The sequence below is a fragment of the Sciscionella sediminilitoris genome, assembly GCF_000737195.2.
GTDB classification, from domain to species: domain Bacteria; phylum Actinomycetota; class Actinomycetes; order Mycobacteriales; family Pseudonocardiaceae; genus Sciscionella; species Sciscionella sediminilitoris.
This window is the reverse complement of the sequence record NZ_JALM01000060.1, coordinates 26069-39427: the sequence shown is the minus strand read 5'-3', so window position 1 is coordinate 39427 and position 13359 is coordinate 26069. Positions and strand designations below refer to the sequence as shown.

At 68.7% G+C, this 13359-nt stretch carries 15 protein-coding genes; 9 read left to right on the top strand and 6 right to left on the bottom strand.

Going from position 1 to position 13359, the window contains the following annotated elements; genetic code table 11:
* A partial coding sequence (locus AD72_RS35885) for an HNH endonuclease signature motif containing protein (RefSeq protein WP_197285049.1) occupies nt 1-254 on the top strand: 254 nt, incomplete at its 5' end.
* A gap of 124 nt (nt 255-378) precedes the next feature.
* Here AD72_RS35885 and AD72_RS22405 read toward each other — a convergent pair.
* On the bottom strand, nt 379-1734 hold the full coding sequence (locus AD72_RS22405) for a sugar porter family MFS transporter (RefSeq protein WP_231644929.1): 1356 nt from the start codon (nt 1732-1734) through the stop codon (nt 379-381).
* Between the two features lie 104 nt (nt 1735-1838).
* On the opposite strand from AD72_RS22405, the gene AD72_RS22400 reads away from it, so the two are divergent.
* From AD72_RS22400 to AD72_RS22380, 5 genes are read left to right on the top strand one after another with little or no spacing between them, the layout of a single operon-like run.
* Nucleotides 1839-2744 carry an ROK family protein gene (locus tag AD72_RS22400; protein ID WP_031468523.1) on the top strand — a complete coding sequence of 302 codons (906 nt, stop codon included), beginning with the start codon at nt 1839-1841 and terminating at the stop codon, nt 2742-2744.
* Nucleotides 2745-2754: 10 nt separating this feature from the next.
* Complete coding sequence (locus AD72_RS22395; protein WP_031468522.1) at nt 2755-3456, top strand: N-acetylmannosamine-6-phosphate 2-epimerase; 702 nt, start codon at nt 2755-2757, stop codon at nt 3454-3456.
* Between the two features lie 4 nt (nt 3457-3460).
* Nucleotides 3461-4336 carry a MurR/RpiR family transcriptional regulator gene (locus AD72_RS22390; RefSeq protein WP_197285048.1) on the top strand — a complete coding sequence of 292 codons (876 nt, stop codon included), beginning with the start codon at nt 3461-3463 and terminating at the stop codon, nt 4334-4336.
* A 14-nt stretch (nt 4337-4350) separates the two neighbouring features.
* Nucleotides 4351-5613, top strand: a complete 1263-nt coding sequence (locus AD72_RS22385) for an erythromycin esterase family protein (RefSeq protein ID WP_031468520.1) — start codon at nt 4351-4353, stop codon at nt 5611-5613.
* A 44-nt stretch (nt 5614-5657) separates the two neighbouring features.
* On the top strand, nt 5658-6542 hold the full coding sequence (locus tag AD72_RS22380; RefSeq protein ID WP_051898889.1) for a MurR/RpiR family transcriptional regulator: 885 nt from the start codon (nt 5658-5660) through the stop codon (nt 6540-6542).
* 6 nt (nt 6543-6548) lie between these two features.
* Here the strand turns inward: AD72_RS22380 and AD72_RS22375 are convergent, their stop codons facing one another.
* The 4 genes from AD72_RS22375 to AD72_RS22360 are packed head-to-tail and all read right to left on the bottom strand — an operon-like array spanning nt 6549 to nt 8798.
* A complete protein-coding gene (locus AD72_RS22375) occupies nt 6549-7310 on the bottom strand; it encodes an ABC transporter permease (RefSeq protein WP_031468518.1) in 762 nt (253 codons plus the stop codon).
* Between the two features lie 11 nt (nt 7311-7321).
* Nucleotides 7322-8110: an ABC transporter ATP-binding protein gene (locus AD72_RS22370; protein ID WP_031468517.1), complete on the bottom strand. Its 789-nt coding sequence runs from the start codon at nt 8108-8110 to the stop codon at nt 7322-7324.
* Nucleotides 8107-8469 (bottom strand): DUF1048 domain-containing protein, encoded by a 363-nt coding sequence (locus AD72_RS22365; RefSeq protein ID WP_031468516.1) that lies wholly within the window; start codon nt 8467-8469, stop codon nt 8107-8109. The genes AD72_RS22370 and AD72_RS22365 overlap by 4 nt, the downstream gene beginning before the upstream one ends.
* Nucleotides 8469-8798: a PadR family transcriptional regulator gene (locus AD72_RS22360; protein WP_031468515.1), complete on the bottom strand. Its 330-nt coding sequence runs from the start codon at nt 8796-8798 to the stop codon at nt 8469-8471. The genes AD72_RS22365 and AD72_RS22360 overlap by 1 nt, the downstream gene beginning before the upstream one ends.
* A 268-nt stretch (nt 8799-9066) precedes the next feature.
* Here AD72_RS22360 and AD72_RS22355 point away from each other — a divergent pair, with 268 nt between their 5' ends.
* The 3 genes from AD72_RS22355 to AD72_RS22345 are packed head-to-tail and all read left to right on the top strand — an operon-like array spanning nt 9067 to nt 11703.
* Nucleotides 9067-10008: a MetQ/NlpA family ABC transporter substrate-binding protein gene (locus AD72_RS22355; RefSeq protein ID WP_031468514.1), complete on the top strand. Its 942-nt coding sequence runs from the start codon at nt 9067-9069 to the stop codon at nt 10006-10008.
* A gap of 10 nt (nt 10009-10018) precedes the next feature.
* Nucleotides 10019-11044, top strand: coding sequence for a methionine ABC transporter ATP-binding protein (locus tag AD72_RS22350; RefSeq protein WP_031468513.1), 1026 nt, complete (start codon nt 10019-10021; stop codon nt 11042-11044).
* Nucleotides 11041-11703 (top strand): methionine ABC transporter permease, encoded by a 663-nt coding sequence (locus AD72_RS22345; protein ID WP_020496061.1) that lies wholly within the window; start codon nt 11041-11043, stop codon nt 11701-11703. Before AD72_RS22350 ends, AD72_RS22345 begins: the two co-directional genes overlap by 4 nt.
* Nucleotides 11704-11715: 12 nt before the next feature.
* Here AD72_RS22345 and pruA read toward each other — a convergent pair whose 3' ends face one another.
* Entirely contained in the window at nt 11716-13344 is a 1629-nt protein-coding gene (pruA, locus tag AD72_RS22340) for an L-glutamate gamma-semialdehyde dehydrogenase (RefSeq protein WP_031468512.1), read from the bottom strand.
* Nucleotides 13345-13359: the final 15 nt, after the last annotated feature.

Sequence of the window (13359 nt, the reverse complement as noted above, 5' to 3'; positions counted from 1 at the left end):
GCACCGCACCACCCAAACTCAGACGCAGACTCATCGCCAGAGACAAGGGGTGCGCCCACCCCGACTGCGACAAACCACCCGCACTCACCCAAGCCCACCACATCCAGCACCACGCCAACGGTGGACCCACCGCCGAGGACAACATGGTGCTGCTCTGCCGCCAGCATCACACCCTGATCCACCACACCGAATGGCAAGTCCGCATCCACAACGGAAAACCCGAATTCACCGCACCCGAATACCGCACGTTGTAGGTGTACGCGGCGTCGGTTGTCGGGGCGGTTGACGACGTGGTCAGCAGTCACGTGAGGCCGTCGACGGGATCTCCTCCGGCGCCCTGTGCTGTCACCGCGCTGAGCAGTGCAAGCCGGCACCCGCTCAGTCGCGCCGCAGACCGTGCTCGATCTCCTCCAGGCTGCGGCCCTTGGTCTCCGGCACCACGAACCGCACGAACAGCCACATCACCAGGCACAGGGCGGCGAAGATCCAGAACGTGGGGCGCGGCCCGATCGACTGCAACACCGGGAGGAAACTCAACGAGATCACGAAATTCATCGACCAGTTCATCACGAGCGTGATTCCCATCGCCTTGCCGCGCACCCGAAGCGGGTAGATCTCGGCGGGGATGACGAACACGATGGTGTCCACGCTCACCGCGACCGCGGCGATGTAGGCGAGCAGCCCGACGATCGCGAGCACGAGGCCGAATCCGGACAGGGTCCCGGTGGCGAGCACGAAACCGAGCACGATCAGCGCGGGAATCATGAAACCCAGTCCCCACAACAACAACGGCCGCCGTCCGCTGCGATCGATCAGCGACATGCCGACCACGGTCATCACGACGTTGATCACCCCGACGCCGACCGTGGCCAGGATCGCCGCGCTGGCCCCGAGACCGGCATTGGTGAGGATCGTCGGCGCGTAGTAGATGACCGCGTTCACCCCGGTGAGCTGGGCGAGGAACTGGATACCGAGCCCGACGAGCAGGGCGGGCCGCACGCTGCGCCCGGTGACCTGCCGCCAGCCGACCCGGCCCTGGGCCTTGGTGTCCCGGATCGCGGCGATCTCCTCCTCGACGGCGCGATCCACATCCTCGCCGGTGCGCAACCGGGCCAGTTCGGTGCGGGCCCGGTCCATCCGGTCGTGCGCGATCAGCCAGCGCGGGGTCTCCGGCAGTACGCTCATCCCGGCGGCCAGCAGCGCGGCCGGGATCACCGCGAAGGCGAACATCCACCGCCAGCCTTCGATCTCGGAGAGCAGGTACCCGATGAGGTAACTGACCAGGATGCCGATGGTGATCATCAACTGGTTGAGGGTGACCAGCCGTCCGCGGATCGCGGGCGGGGCGATCTCGGCGATGAACAGCGGAACGAGCACCGAGGCAGCGCCCACCGAGACGCCGATGACCACCCGCGCGGCGATCAGGCTCGCCGCATTGGGGGAGAGCGCGGCGAACACCCCGCCGATCGCGAACACCCCGGAAGCGGCGAGTACCGCGGGCTTGCGGCCGAACCGGTCGGCGAGCGGACCCGCCCCGACCGCACCGAGGATCGCGCCCACCGCGAGGGCGCTGGCGATCATGCCCTGCTCGAGCGCGTCGAGTCCGAATTCGCGCTTGATGAAGATCAGCGAACTCGAGATGACCCCGGTGTCGTAACCGAACAGCAGTCCGCCCACGGCCGCGGTCACCGAGGCGAGCAGCACCAACCTCGTCGCACGTGTTCCACTGGCCACCAGGGCACCTCCACGGAAAACAGTAACTATTACTTCGTCGTACAGTTGTAACTGTTACTGTTACACCGTACTCGCTCGCGGGCAAGTACCGGGACGGAGAACGCATGGATCAGTTACGCATCGGCGTCGACGTCGGCGGCACCAAGATCGCCGCCGGGCTCGTGGACGCCACCGGCGCGGTGCACGCGCGAACCAACCTGCCCACCCCGACCGATCGCGGCGGGCAGGGAGTGCTCGAGGGAATCGAACAGGCGGCGCGCGCGGTCGGTGAAGGCCGGGAGTTCACCGCGATCGGGGTCGGCACCGGGGGCGTGGTCGACGCGGCAACCGGGACGATCCGTTCGGCGACGGACCTGCTCCCCGGCTGGGCGGGCACCGAGGTGGGGCCCTGGCTGCGCGCCAGGTTCGGGGTCCCGGTCGCCGTGGACAACGATGTGAACGCGCTCGCCGCGGGGGAGTTGCGGTTCGGCACGGGTATCGCGGGCACGGTGCTGTACGCGGCGATCGGCACCGGGATCGGCGGCGCGCTCGTCGTGGACGGAAAGCTGCGCCACGGCAGTCACCACACGGCGGGCGGGATCGGGCACCAACCGGTCGGCGGCCATCGGCGCTGTTCCTGCGGCCGGGCCGGGCACCTCGAAGCCGCCGCGAGCGGGCCCGCGATCGCCGCGGCCTACCGGGAAGCGAGCGGGGACGCCGGGATCACGGATCTGCGCGAGGTGGCCCGGCGCGCCGCAGCCGGCGAGGAGCTCGCGCGCACCGTGATCGGCACCGCCGCGGCCACCCTCGGACGCGCGCTCGGCGGTGCGGCGAACCTGCTCGACCCGGACCAGGTGGTGCTCGGTGGCGGGGTCACCCGGATGGAAGGGCCGTTCCTGGACCAGGTGCGCGAGGCCTTCGTAGCCGAACTGCTCGCCCCGCTGCGCCGGATCGAGCTTCTCGCGGCCCGGCTCGGCGCGGACGCCTCGGTGATCGGGGCGGCCGCACTCGTACTCGGCGATAGTGAATAGGAGAACTGCGGTGACCACTCGAGACCTGCTCGCGGAGCTGCGCGGGCGGCTGATCGTGTCCTGTCAGGCGCGCGCGGGGAATCCGCTGCGGGACACCCCGACCATCGCGCGGATGGCCCGCGCGGCCGAAGCCGGTGGCGCCGCGGCGATCCGGTGCAACGGGCCGGGGGACATCGCGGCCGTGCACGCCGGGGTCGAGCTGCCGGTGATCGGGCTGTGGAAGGACGAGAGCCTGCGTTCCCCGGAATCGGTGTTCATCACCCCGACCGTGGAACGCGCGCTCGGGATCGTGGACGCGGGCGCGCACATCGTGGCCGCGGACGGTACCGACCGGGAGCGGCCGAACGGGGAGAGCTTCGCCGATCTGGTGGCCGCGGTGCACGCGCGGGGCGCACTGGTGATGGCCGATGTGGCCACCGCGGCGGACGGGATCTTCGCCGCGCGCGCCGGCGCGGACTGTGTCGGGACCACGCTCTCCGGCTACACCGCGGAGACCGAGGGGCAGAGTGACGGTCCGGATCTGGAACTGCTCGGGACACTCGCCGCCGAACTGGCCGTCCCGGTGATCGCGGAGGGGCGGCTGCACACCCCGGAACAGGTGCGCGCCGCCTTCGAGCGGGGCGCATGGACCGCGGTCGTCGGTACCGCGATCACCGACCCGGCCTGGATCACCAGGAGTTTCGCCGCCGCGGTCCCGCAGCGTCCACAATGAACCGGTGACCGACTTTCCCGCAGGCGTCCGATCGCTGCTGCCCGCGCTGCCCGCGCTGCCGCGCGCGGTCGCCCAGCTGCTGCTCGACGAACCGCAGGCGTGTGCCGAGCGCAGTCTCGGTGAGCTCGCCGAACGCGCGAACACCAGCGAGGCGACCGTGGCCAGGACCGCGCGGCTGCTCGGGTACCACGGTTACCGGCAGCTGCGGATGGCGCTGGTCGCGTACGCCGCCAAGGCCGGGGAACCCGATGGCGAGCGGCTGTTCGGTCCGGTCAGTGCCGAGGACGAGTTGCCGACCGTGATCGCGAAGCTCACCAGGGACGGGCAGGATTCGCTCGGGGACACTGCCCACGCCCTGGATGTGGACGCGCTGCGGCGCGCGGTGGAACTGGTCGGTGCGGCGCGGCGGGTGGACATCTACGGGCTGATGACCTCCGGACTGGTCGCCCAGGACCTCGCGCACAAGCTGCTGCGCATCGGGATCGCCGCGCAGGCGCACACCGAGATGCACGTGTCCATCACCAGTGCGCTGCAACTGCGCGGCGGGGACGTGGCCATCGGGATCAGCCACTCCGGCAACACCGCCGAGGTGATCGAACCGCTGCAGCGGGCCGCGGAGGCGGGCGCGGACACGATCGCGATCACCGGGAACGCGCAGTCGGCGATCACCGCGGTGGCCGGTGAAGTGCTGTTCGCCGCGGAGGGGCGGGGCACCGAACTGCCCCCGGTCTCGCTGTCCAGCCGGTTCAGCCAGCTGCTCGTGGTCGACTGCCTGTTCATCGGGATGGCCAAGGCCCGCAAGGGAAGCATCGAGGCACTGCAGTCCTCGCTGGACGCGCTCGCCCCGAAACACCACCGCGGTGCGAAACACCAGGGTTGAGTACGGTGCTCGGTATGAGCACGCTCACCGAATGGTTCCGCGCCAACGCGCACACGCTGGACACCCTCGACCCGGACGGGCCACTGGACGAGCTCGAACCGGTGCGCGAGATCATCGGTGATGCCGCGGTCGTGGCCCTCGGCGAGGGCGCGCATTTCGTGGCGGAGTTCGACACCCCGCGGATCCGGCTGCTCCGGTTCCTGGTCGAGCGCTGCGGATTCACCATGCTCGCCGCCGAATACGGCTTCGCCACCGGGTTCGCCGCCGACGCCTGGGCGCACGGCGAGGGTGAGGCCGATGACCTCACCGCGATCGGCGGGCAGCTGGCCACCTGGATCAACGGCGGGCTACTGCGCTGGCTGCGCGAGCACAACGCGCACGCGGAACGGCCGATCGAGTTCGCCGGGGTGGACCTGCCGACCAGTTCCGCGCTGCGCACCGTGCTCGAACCGGTCGAGGCCTATCTCGGCCAGGCCGACCCGGAATCGCTGCCCAGGCTGCGCACCGCGCTCGCGTTCGCCGACCGGATCGGCGGCGGATCGGCCGTCTCGGCGACCACCGGATGGGGGCAGCTCTCCGAGGCCGAGCAGGACGCGCTCACCGCGACGCTTTCCCGGCTGCTGCTGCGGTTCCGCGCGCTCGAACCACGCAGCATCGAACGCACCGATCAGGCCGCCTACGATCTGGCCGCGCGCCACCTCGAAGCCGCGTGCGCGCTCGACTACACCTACTCCGCGATGCACGGCGTGTTCACGGAGAACCCGATGCCCGGGGACACCGGGGTACGGGACCGGTATCTGGCCGAGTCCGTGCTGTGGCACCTGGATCGGCAGCTGGACCACGCCGGGCCGGACGCGCGGATCCTGTTGGTGGCGCACAACTTCCACATCCAGAAGACCCCGGTGCTGCACGAGGGCTTCTTCTCCGCGCTGCCCATGGGCCACTTCCTCGCGGACGCGCTCGGGGACCAGTACCGGGCGATCGCACTGACCCACACCGGGGACAGCGTGCCCGAGATGACCGTCGGCGAAGGGGAGGACGAGATCGGGTTCTCCGCCGCGGCGACCGAGATCGGTGCCCCGGCCGAGGGCACCCTCGAGGCCGAACTGTGCACCGCGGGCCTCGGCTCGTCGATCACCCTCACCGACCTGCGCGGACTGCCCGAACCGATCGGGAGGCTGCGCGCGCAGAGCACCGTCACCGAGGCCCCGGTCCCGGCGGCCTTCGACGCGGTGCTCAGCACACCGGGGGCGAGCCTGAACCGGTGGCCGCTGTAGTCGTGGCGACAGACAGGGCGAGACCTGTCATCTACGATTCGCCTATGACGGAGATGTCGTTCACCGAGCGGGCCAACCAGCGCGGCGATGCGCTCTCGCCCGCGGAGCAGCGGGTGGTCGGTTATCTGCGCGAACACGCACACGATGCGCTGTTCGCGACCGCCGAACAGCTCGGCAAACTGACCGGGACCAGCGATGCCACCGTGGTGCGGACCGCGCGGACGCTCGGCTACTCCGGGCTCCCCGAGCTCAAACAACAGCTCGGCCGCTCACTGGTGGACGAGGTGCGCCCCTCGGTGCGGCTGCGCCAGCGCATCGAGCACACCGGAAGCGATCACGAGGCAACCCTGCGCTATGTGTTCGCCGATGCCACCGAACGGCTCGCCGAGACCAGGCGAATGGTCACCGCGGAGCAGCTGACCGAGGCGGTGGAGGCCATCGCGGGCGCGCGCGAGGTGTTCGCCTTCGGGGTCGGCCTCTCCGCCCTTTCCGCGCAGTACCTCGTCAAACGGCTCAACCGGCTCGGCCTGCGCGCCCAGGACGGTTCCCAGGCCGGATTCCTGCTCGCCGACGAACTGCTCGCGGTCACCGGGGACAGCTGCGTCGTGCTCTACGCCCCCGGCAGGCTGCTCAACGAATGCGAGGTGCTCCTCGATCGCGCCGGAGAGGTCGGCGCGGACGTCGTGCTCGTCACCGACGCGCTCGCTCCCGTGCTGCGGGACCGGGTCCGGGTCTGCCTCGAAGCCGCGCACGCACCCGCCGGCGGCACCAGCGAATGCCTCGCCGCGCTCACCGTCACCGATGCCGTGCTGCTGGCGCTGGCCGCCCGGGACGAACAGCGCGCCGAACAGACCTCGGAACTGCTGACCCGGTTTCGCGAACAGCTGGCGCCGGGCAGCATCGACCGCCAGAAACGCCGCCGCCGTTGAATTGTCCTAGCTGATCTTGCGGCGGTAGATCAGCATGGCGCAGGCGTAGGCGAGCAGCAGCAGGCCGAAGCACCAGGCGAGGGCGAGCCAGAGGTCGGCGCTCACCGGTCGCTGGGTGATCAGCTCGCGCAGCACGTTGACGATCGAGGTGACCGGCTGGTGCTCGGCGAAGGCGCGCACCGGGCCGGGCATGGACGCGGTCGGTACGAACGCGGAGCTGAGGAACGGCAGGAAGATGAGCGGGTAGGAGAAGGCGCTCGCGCCGTCCACGGTTTTGGCCGACAGCCCGGGAATGACGGCCAGCCAGGTCAGCGCCAGGGTGAACAGGACCAGAATGCCGAGGATCGCGAGCCAGGAGAGCACGCCCGCGCCCGAACGGAAACCCATGAGCAGCGCGATACCGGTGACCACCACGAGCGAGATCAGGTTGGCCACCAGCGAGGTCAGCACGTGCGCCCAGAGCACCGAGGAGCGCGCGATCGGCATGGACTGGAATCGTTCGAAGATCCCGTTCTTCATGTCCGTGAAGAGCCGGAACGCGGTGTAGGAAATGCCCGAGGCGATCGTGATGAGCAGGATCCCGGGCAACAGGTAGCTCGTGTAGTCGCCCGATCCGTGATCGATCGCGCCGCCGAACACGTAGACGAACAGCAGCAGGAACGCGATCGGCATGATCGCGGTGGTGATGATGGTGTCCATGCTGCGCGTGATGTGCCGCAGGGAACGGCCGAGCAGCACGGCGGTGTCGCCGAAGAAATGCGGATGCATGGCGGGATTCCTCAGGTGTGCGCCGTGGTGTCCCGGTCCTCGCCGACGATGGCGAAGAACACGTCTTCCAGGCTCGGCTGCTTCTCGACGTACTCGACCTTCGCCGGGGGCAGCAGCTGTTTGAGTTCGGCCAGCGTTCCGTCGACGATGATCCGCCCCTTGTGCAGGATCGCGATCCGGTCGGCGAGTTGCTCGGCCTCCTCGAGGTACTGGGTCGTCAGCAATACCGTGGTGCCGCGCCTGGCCAGGTCCCGCACCGCGTCCCACACCTCGATGCGGGCTTCGGGATCGAGCCCGGTCGTCGGTTCGTCCAGGAAGATCACCGGCGGATCCCCGATCAGGCTCATCGCGATGTCCAGGCGGCGGCGCATGCCTCCCGAATACGTGGCGACCTTGCGGTTCGCCGCCTCGGTCAGCGAGAAACGCTCCAGCAGATCGTTCGCGATCGCCACCGGATCCTCGCGGTGGCGCAGTTTCGCGACCAGCACCAGGTTCTCCCGACCGCTCAGGATCTCGTCCACGGCAGCGAACTGTCCGGTGAGGCTGAAGGACTCCCGCACCCGCGCTGCCTGGGTGGCGACATCCCTGCCGTCCACGCTCGCCGTCCCAGCGTCGGCTTTGAGCAAGGTGCACAGAATTCGCACGATCGTGGTCTTTCCGGCCCCGTTCGAGCCGAGCAGGGCGAAGATGCTGCCCCGGGCCACCTCGAAGTCCACCCCGCGCAGCACGTGCAGATCCTGGTACGACTTCTCCAGTCCCTCCACCCGGATCGCGGGTTCGACGGCCGGTGGCGTGCTCATCGGGATTCCTGCTCCGCGGCCCGCGCGATGGCCTCGCCGAGCCGCTTCTGCTCTCTGCCGATCCATTCGCTGACGGGGTAGTTCGCCAGGAATTCCTCGGCGAAGACCACCGGGTCGTCGCCGAGCGCCTCGCGGATCGGGATTTCGTCCGCGGCCGCCTGCTCGAGCAGATCGGCGAGATCCTCGAACATGGTCATCAGGGAATCGCTTTTCGAGGAACCGAAGTACATCAGGTACCGTTCCAGCGCCTCGGCCGAGGCGCGATAGTTCGCGGGCAGTGCCTTGATCCGCGCCTTGTAATCCCACCACCGGCGCTTGCCGCCGAAATCGCCGACGACCTTCTCCAGAATATTGCCCATCATTTTCCTCCTCGGCGGAGCTGTTCGAGACGTTCGCTGAGAAAGCCCCAGGTCTTCCAGAATTCCTCGAGATAGTCCCGGCCCGCGGTGTTGAGGGAGAACACCTTGCGCGGTGGCCCTTTCTCCGAGGCGACCTTCTCCACATCCACGAGGCCGCGCCGTTCGAACCGGACCAGGAGCGCGTACACGGTGCCCTCGGCGATATCGGCGAAGCCCTGATCGCGCAGCCACGCGGTGATCTCGTAGCCGTACGCGGGGCGGCCGGACAGGATCGCCAGCACGATGCCCTCCAGCACACCCTTGAGCATCTCCGTCATCTGCCTGGCCACGGATGCGCCCTCCAGCTAGTCAGTGTCAATGAGTACCAGTACATAGTAGCGCTGAATACCGATCGCGCAAGTGTGCCGTGTGCGGTTGCCGGGCAGGTGAACGGAACGTACTGTGTCGGCTACGCACTACGGCAGCGGCGACCACCGCGGCGAACCGTCCCAGGATGGGGAACGATTTCCCGCGCGCGCGGGAACTGCGCCAGAATCGTCCTGGCGCGGGCATGGTTGCCGCGCGTCCCCCTGCCGGTCTTGTTTCGAGAGGATTCCCATGCCCGATGGCGAGCTCGTGCCGCTGCCGCCCAAACCGCGCAAGCGCAAGGGTTTTCTCTTCGGCGCCACCGCCACCACCGTCATCGTGCTCGCCGGGGTGATCTTCCTGATCGCGAACGCGATGCTGCCCGCCTCCGGTGATGCGGACGACAAGACCGTGCGGATCGGGGTGGCGGACGCGAGCTCGGAATACTGGAAACCGTTCACGAAACTGGCCGCGGACAAGGGGATCACCGTCCAGCTGGTCAACTTCAGCGACTACACCCAGGCCAATCCGGCACTCTCACAGGGGCAGATCGACCTGAACTCGTTCCAGCACCTGCTGTTCCTGGCGAACTACAACGTGTCCAAACAGGACAACCTCACCCCGGTTGCCTCAACGTACATCGTGCCGCTCTCGCTGTACTCCAAGAAGCACACCGATCTCGCGCAGATCCCCGCGGGCGGCACCATCGCGATCCCCAACGATCCGACGAACCAGGCGCGGGCCCTGCTGCTGCTCCAGTCGGCGAAGCTGATCACCCTGCGCGGTGGGGGAAACGCGACCTCCACGCCCGCGGACATCGACCGGTCCGCGTCCAAGGTCACCGTGACCCCGGTGGACGCGGCGCAGACGGTGACCTCGCTGCCCTCGGTGGACGCCGCGGTGGCCAACAACAACTTCGCCCTCGACGCGGACCTGGATCCGACCAAGGCACTGTTCAGTGATGATCCCAAGAGCAAGAACGCCGAGCCGTACATCAACGTGCTCGTCGCGCGGGAACAGGACAAGGACAATCCGGTGTTCCGCACGCTCGGGGAGATCTACCACGACCGGGCAGTGGTCGCGGAAACCCAGCGGGAGTCCAAGGGAACCCAGCTGGACGTGCGGCGCCCGCGAGCCGATCTGGTGCGGATCATGAACCGCGTCGAAGGCGTACTGCGCCAGAACAATCACTGAGAGAGATTCCGTGGCACCCATCATCGAATTCAGGAACGTCACCAAGACGTTCACCGAATCCTCGACCCCGGTCACCGCGCTGGAGAACATCGACCTGCGCATCGAATCCGGCGAGATATTCGGCGTCATCGGGTATTCCGGGGCGGGCAAGAGCACCCTGGTCCGGTTGATCAACGCGCTCGAACCGGTCACGTCCGGGGAACTCATCGTGGACGGTGCGAACGTCGCCGGAATGCGCGAGCGCGAACTGCGCACCCTGCGCGCGGGGATCGGCATGGTGTTCCAGCAATTCAACCTGCTGCGCTCGCGCACCGTTTTCGGCAATGTGGACTACGCGCTGCGGATCGCGGGCTGGGACAAGCAGCGCCGCCGCGACCGCATCGAGGAACTGCTGAACTTCGTCGGCATCGTGGACAAGGCATGGCATTATCCCGATCAGCTCTCCGGCGGGCAGAAACAGCGCGTCGGCATCGCGCGGGCGCTGGCCACCAATCCGAAGATCCTGCTCGCCGACGAGTCCACCAGCGCGCTGGATCCGGAGACCACCGGGGATGTGCTGCGGCTGCTGAAACGGGTCAACGCCGAACTGGGCGTGACCATCGTGGTGATCACGCACGAGATGGACGTGGTGCGCGAGATCGCGGACAGCGTGGCGGTGCTCGACGCGGGCAGGCTCGTGGAGACCGGTCCGGTGTTCGACGTGTTCTCCCGGCCGCGGAGCACGACCACCCGCCGGTTCGTGGAGACCGTGCTGCGCGATCAGCCCGAGGGCATCGATCTGGAACGCATCCGCGAGCGGCACACCGGAAGACTGGTCACCGCGCGGGTTCGGGAGGGCGATGAACTCGGCAGCGTGCTCTCCGAGGCCGTCGGCAGGCACAACGTCCGCTTCGACATCGTCTACGGCGGCATCCAGGCCTTCGGCGGGCGCTCGCTCGGCGGGCTCACCCTCGAACTGCGTGGCGCGGACGCCGATGTGGACGCGCTGATCGCCGAACTGGCAACGACGACCGAGATCGAGGAACTGTCCGCATGAACGCCGACTGGGGCACACTCGGCCCGACCTTCCTGACCGCCATCGGACAGACCCTGTGGATGGTGCTCGTCACGATGCTCATCGGCGGGCTGCTCGGGCTGGTGCTCGGCATCCTGCTCTACACCACCCGGCGCGGCGGGCTGCTGGCCAACCGCGTGGTGTTCACCGTGCTGAACGTGCTGGTGAACATCATCCGGCCGATCCCGTTCATCATCTTCATCACCGCGATCGGCCCGTTGACCATCGCCGTGGTCGGCACCCAGCTCGGCACCACGGCGGCCACCTTCGCGCTGATCCTGGCCGCGATCTTCGGGATCTCCCGGATCGTGGAGCAGAACCTGGTGACCATCGACCCCGGTGTGATCGAGGCCGCGCGGGCGATGGGGGCGAGCCCGATGCGGATCATCCGCACCCTGCTCGTGCCCGAGGCGCTCGGCCCGCTGATCCTGGGCTATACCTTCATCTTCGTCGCGGTGGTGGACATGACCGCGGTCGCGGGCGCGGTCGGGGCGGGCGGCCTCGGCGATTTCGCGATCACCTACGGATACCACCGGTTCAACTGGGTGGTCACCGGGATCGCCGTGGTCACCATCATCGTGCTCGTGCAGGCTGCCCAGTTCCTCGGCAACTGGCTGGCCCGCAAGGCTTTGCGGCGCTGAACGGCGGCGCCCTCAGAGCTGGTGCGGGTACCCGATCGTGGTCGGGGCGTCGAAGGTCTCCTTGATCGCGCGCGGGCTCGTCCAGCGGGTGATGTTGTACAGCGATCCGGCCTTGTCGTTGGTGCCGCTGGCCCGGGAACCGCCAAAGGGCTGGCGGGACACGATGGAACCGGTCGGCTTGTCGTTGACGTAGAAGTTCCCCGCCGCGTGCCGCAGCACCTCGTGCGCCTCGGCGATGGCCGCGCGGTCGGTGGCGAACACGGCCCCGGTGAGCGCGTACGGGCTGGTCTCGTCCACGGTGTGCAGGATCGCGGAGTAGTCCCGGTCCTCGTAGACGTGCACGGCCAGGATCGGCCCGAAATACTCGGTGTGAAAGATCTCGTCCCGCGGATCCTCGCCGAGCAGCACGGTCGGCTCCACGAAAAACCCGGTCGAGTCGTCGCAGCCACCACCGCTGAGCACCTCGATGCCCGGGCTCGCCGCGGCCCTGCGCAGCGCGGCCTCGTGCTTGGCATAGGCGCGCCGGTCGATCACCGCGCCGCCGAAATTGCCGAAGTCGGCCACATCCCCGTAGCGCACCTGTTTGGTCAGGTCCGCGAGCTGGTCACGGATTCCGTTGTGCCACAAGGACTTCGGCAGATAGGCGCGGGAGGCGGCGGAGCATTTCTGGCCCTGGTACTCGAAAGCGCCGCGGACGAGGGCTGCGGGGATCGCGGCCGGATCCGCGGACGGGTGCACCACGACGAAGTCCTTGCCGCCGGTCTCGCCGACGATGCGCGGATAGCAGCCGTAGCCGTCCAGGTTGTCGGCGATGGTGCGCCACAACCGCTTGAAGGTGGCCGTGGAACCGGTGAAGTGCAGCCCGCCGAACCCGGGGTCCGGGAGCGCCACCTCGGAGACCGCTGCCCCGTCCCCGGTGACCAGATTGATCACCCCCGGCGGCAGCCCGGCGGCCTCCAGCAGCCGCATCGTGTGGTGTGCGGCGAGCTGCTGGGTCGGCGTGGGTTTCCACACCACGGTGTTGCCCATCAGCGCGGGCGCGGTCGGCAGGTTCCCGGCGATCGCGGTGAAGTTGAACGGGGTGATGGCGGTGACGAAGCCGTCCAGCGGGCGGTACTCCATCCGGTTCCACTCCCCGGGGACCGAGCGCGGCTGTTCGGCGAGCACCCGCCGGGCATAGGCCACGTTGAACCGCAGGAAGTCGATGAACTCGCAGGCCGCGTCGATCTCCGCCTGCTGCACCGATTTCGACTGGCCGAGCATGGTCGCCGCGTTGATCGTGTCCCGCCACGGACCGGCGAGCAGGTCCGCGGCGCGCAGCAGCACCGCGGCCCGCTCATCGAAGGGAGTACGCGCCCAGTCGCCCGCGGCCCGCTTCGCCGCGGCGACGGCCTCGGCCACATCCGCGTTCGTGGCCTGTGCGCTGGTGCCGAGGACGTGCCGGTGCTCGTGCGGGGCGACCACGTCGAAGCGGTCCCCGCCTGCCATGCGTTCCCGGCCGTCGATCGTCATGGTCAGCTCGACCCGCTGCGCGGAAAGCCGGGCGAGCGCGCCGGAGAGCGACTCGCGCTCGGTGCTTCCCGGGCCGTAGCCGAGCACCGGCTCGTTGGCCGGATCCGGAACCGAAGTCACCGCGTCCATCGTGCCTCCAAGGGT

Excerpts from the sequence above, each read along its gene's own strand:
- AD72_RS22400 (WP_031468523.1), top strand. The coding sequence starts at position 1,839 with ATGGATCAGTTACGCATCGGCGTCGACGTCGGCGGCACCAAGATCGCC.
- AD72_RS22385 (WP_031468520.1), top strand. The coding sequence starts at position 4,351 with ATGAGCACGCTCACCGAATGGTTCCGCGCCAACGCGCACACGCTGGAC.
- AD72_RS22380 (WP_051898889.1), top strand. The coding sequence starts at position 5,658 with ATGACGGAGATGTCGTTCACCGAGCGGGCCAACCAGCGCGGCGATGCG.
- AD72_RS22375 (WP_031468518.1), bottom strand. The coding sequence starts at position 7,310 with ATGCATCCGCATTTCTTCGGCGACACCGCCGTGCTGCTCGGCCGTTCC.
- AD72_RS22370 (WP_031468517.1), bottom strand. The coding sequence starts at position 8,110 with ATGAGCACGCCACCGGCCGTCGAACCCGCGATCCGGGTGGAGGGACTG.
- AD72_RS22365 (WP_031468516.1), bottom strand. The coding sequence starts at position 8,469 with ATGGGCAATATTCTGGAGAAGGTCGTCGGCGATTTCGGCGGCAAGCGC.
- AD72_RS22355 (WP_031468514.1), top strand. The coding sequence starts at position 9,067 with ATGCCCGATGGCGAGCTCGTGCCGCTGCCGCCCAAACCGCGCAAGCGC.
- AD72_RS22345 (WP_020496061.1), top strand. The coding sequence starts at position 11,041 with ATGAACGCCGACTGGGGCACACTCGGCCCGACCTTCCTGACCGCCATC.
- pruA (WP_031468512.1), bottom strand. The coding sequence starts at position 13,344 with ATGGACGCGGTGACTTCGGTTCCGGATCCGGCCAACGAGCCGGTGCTC.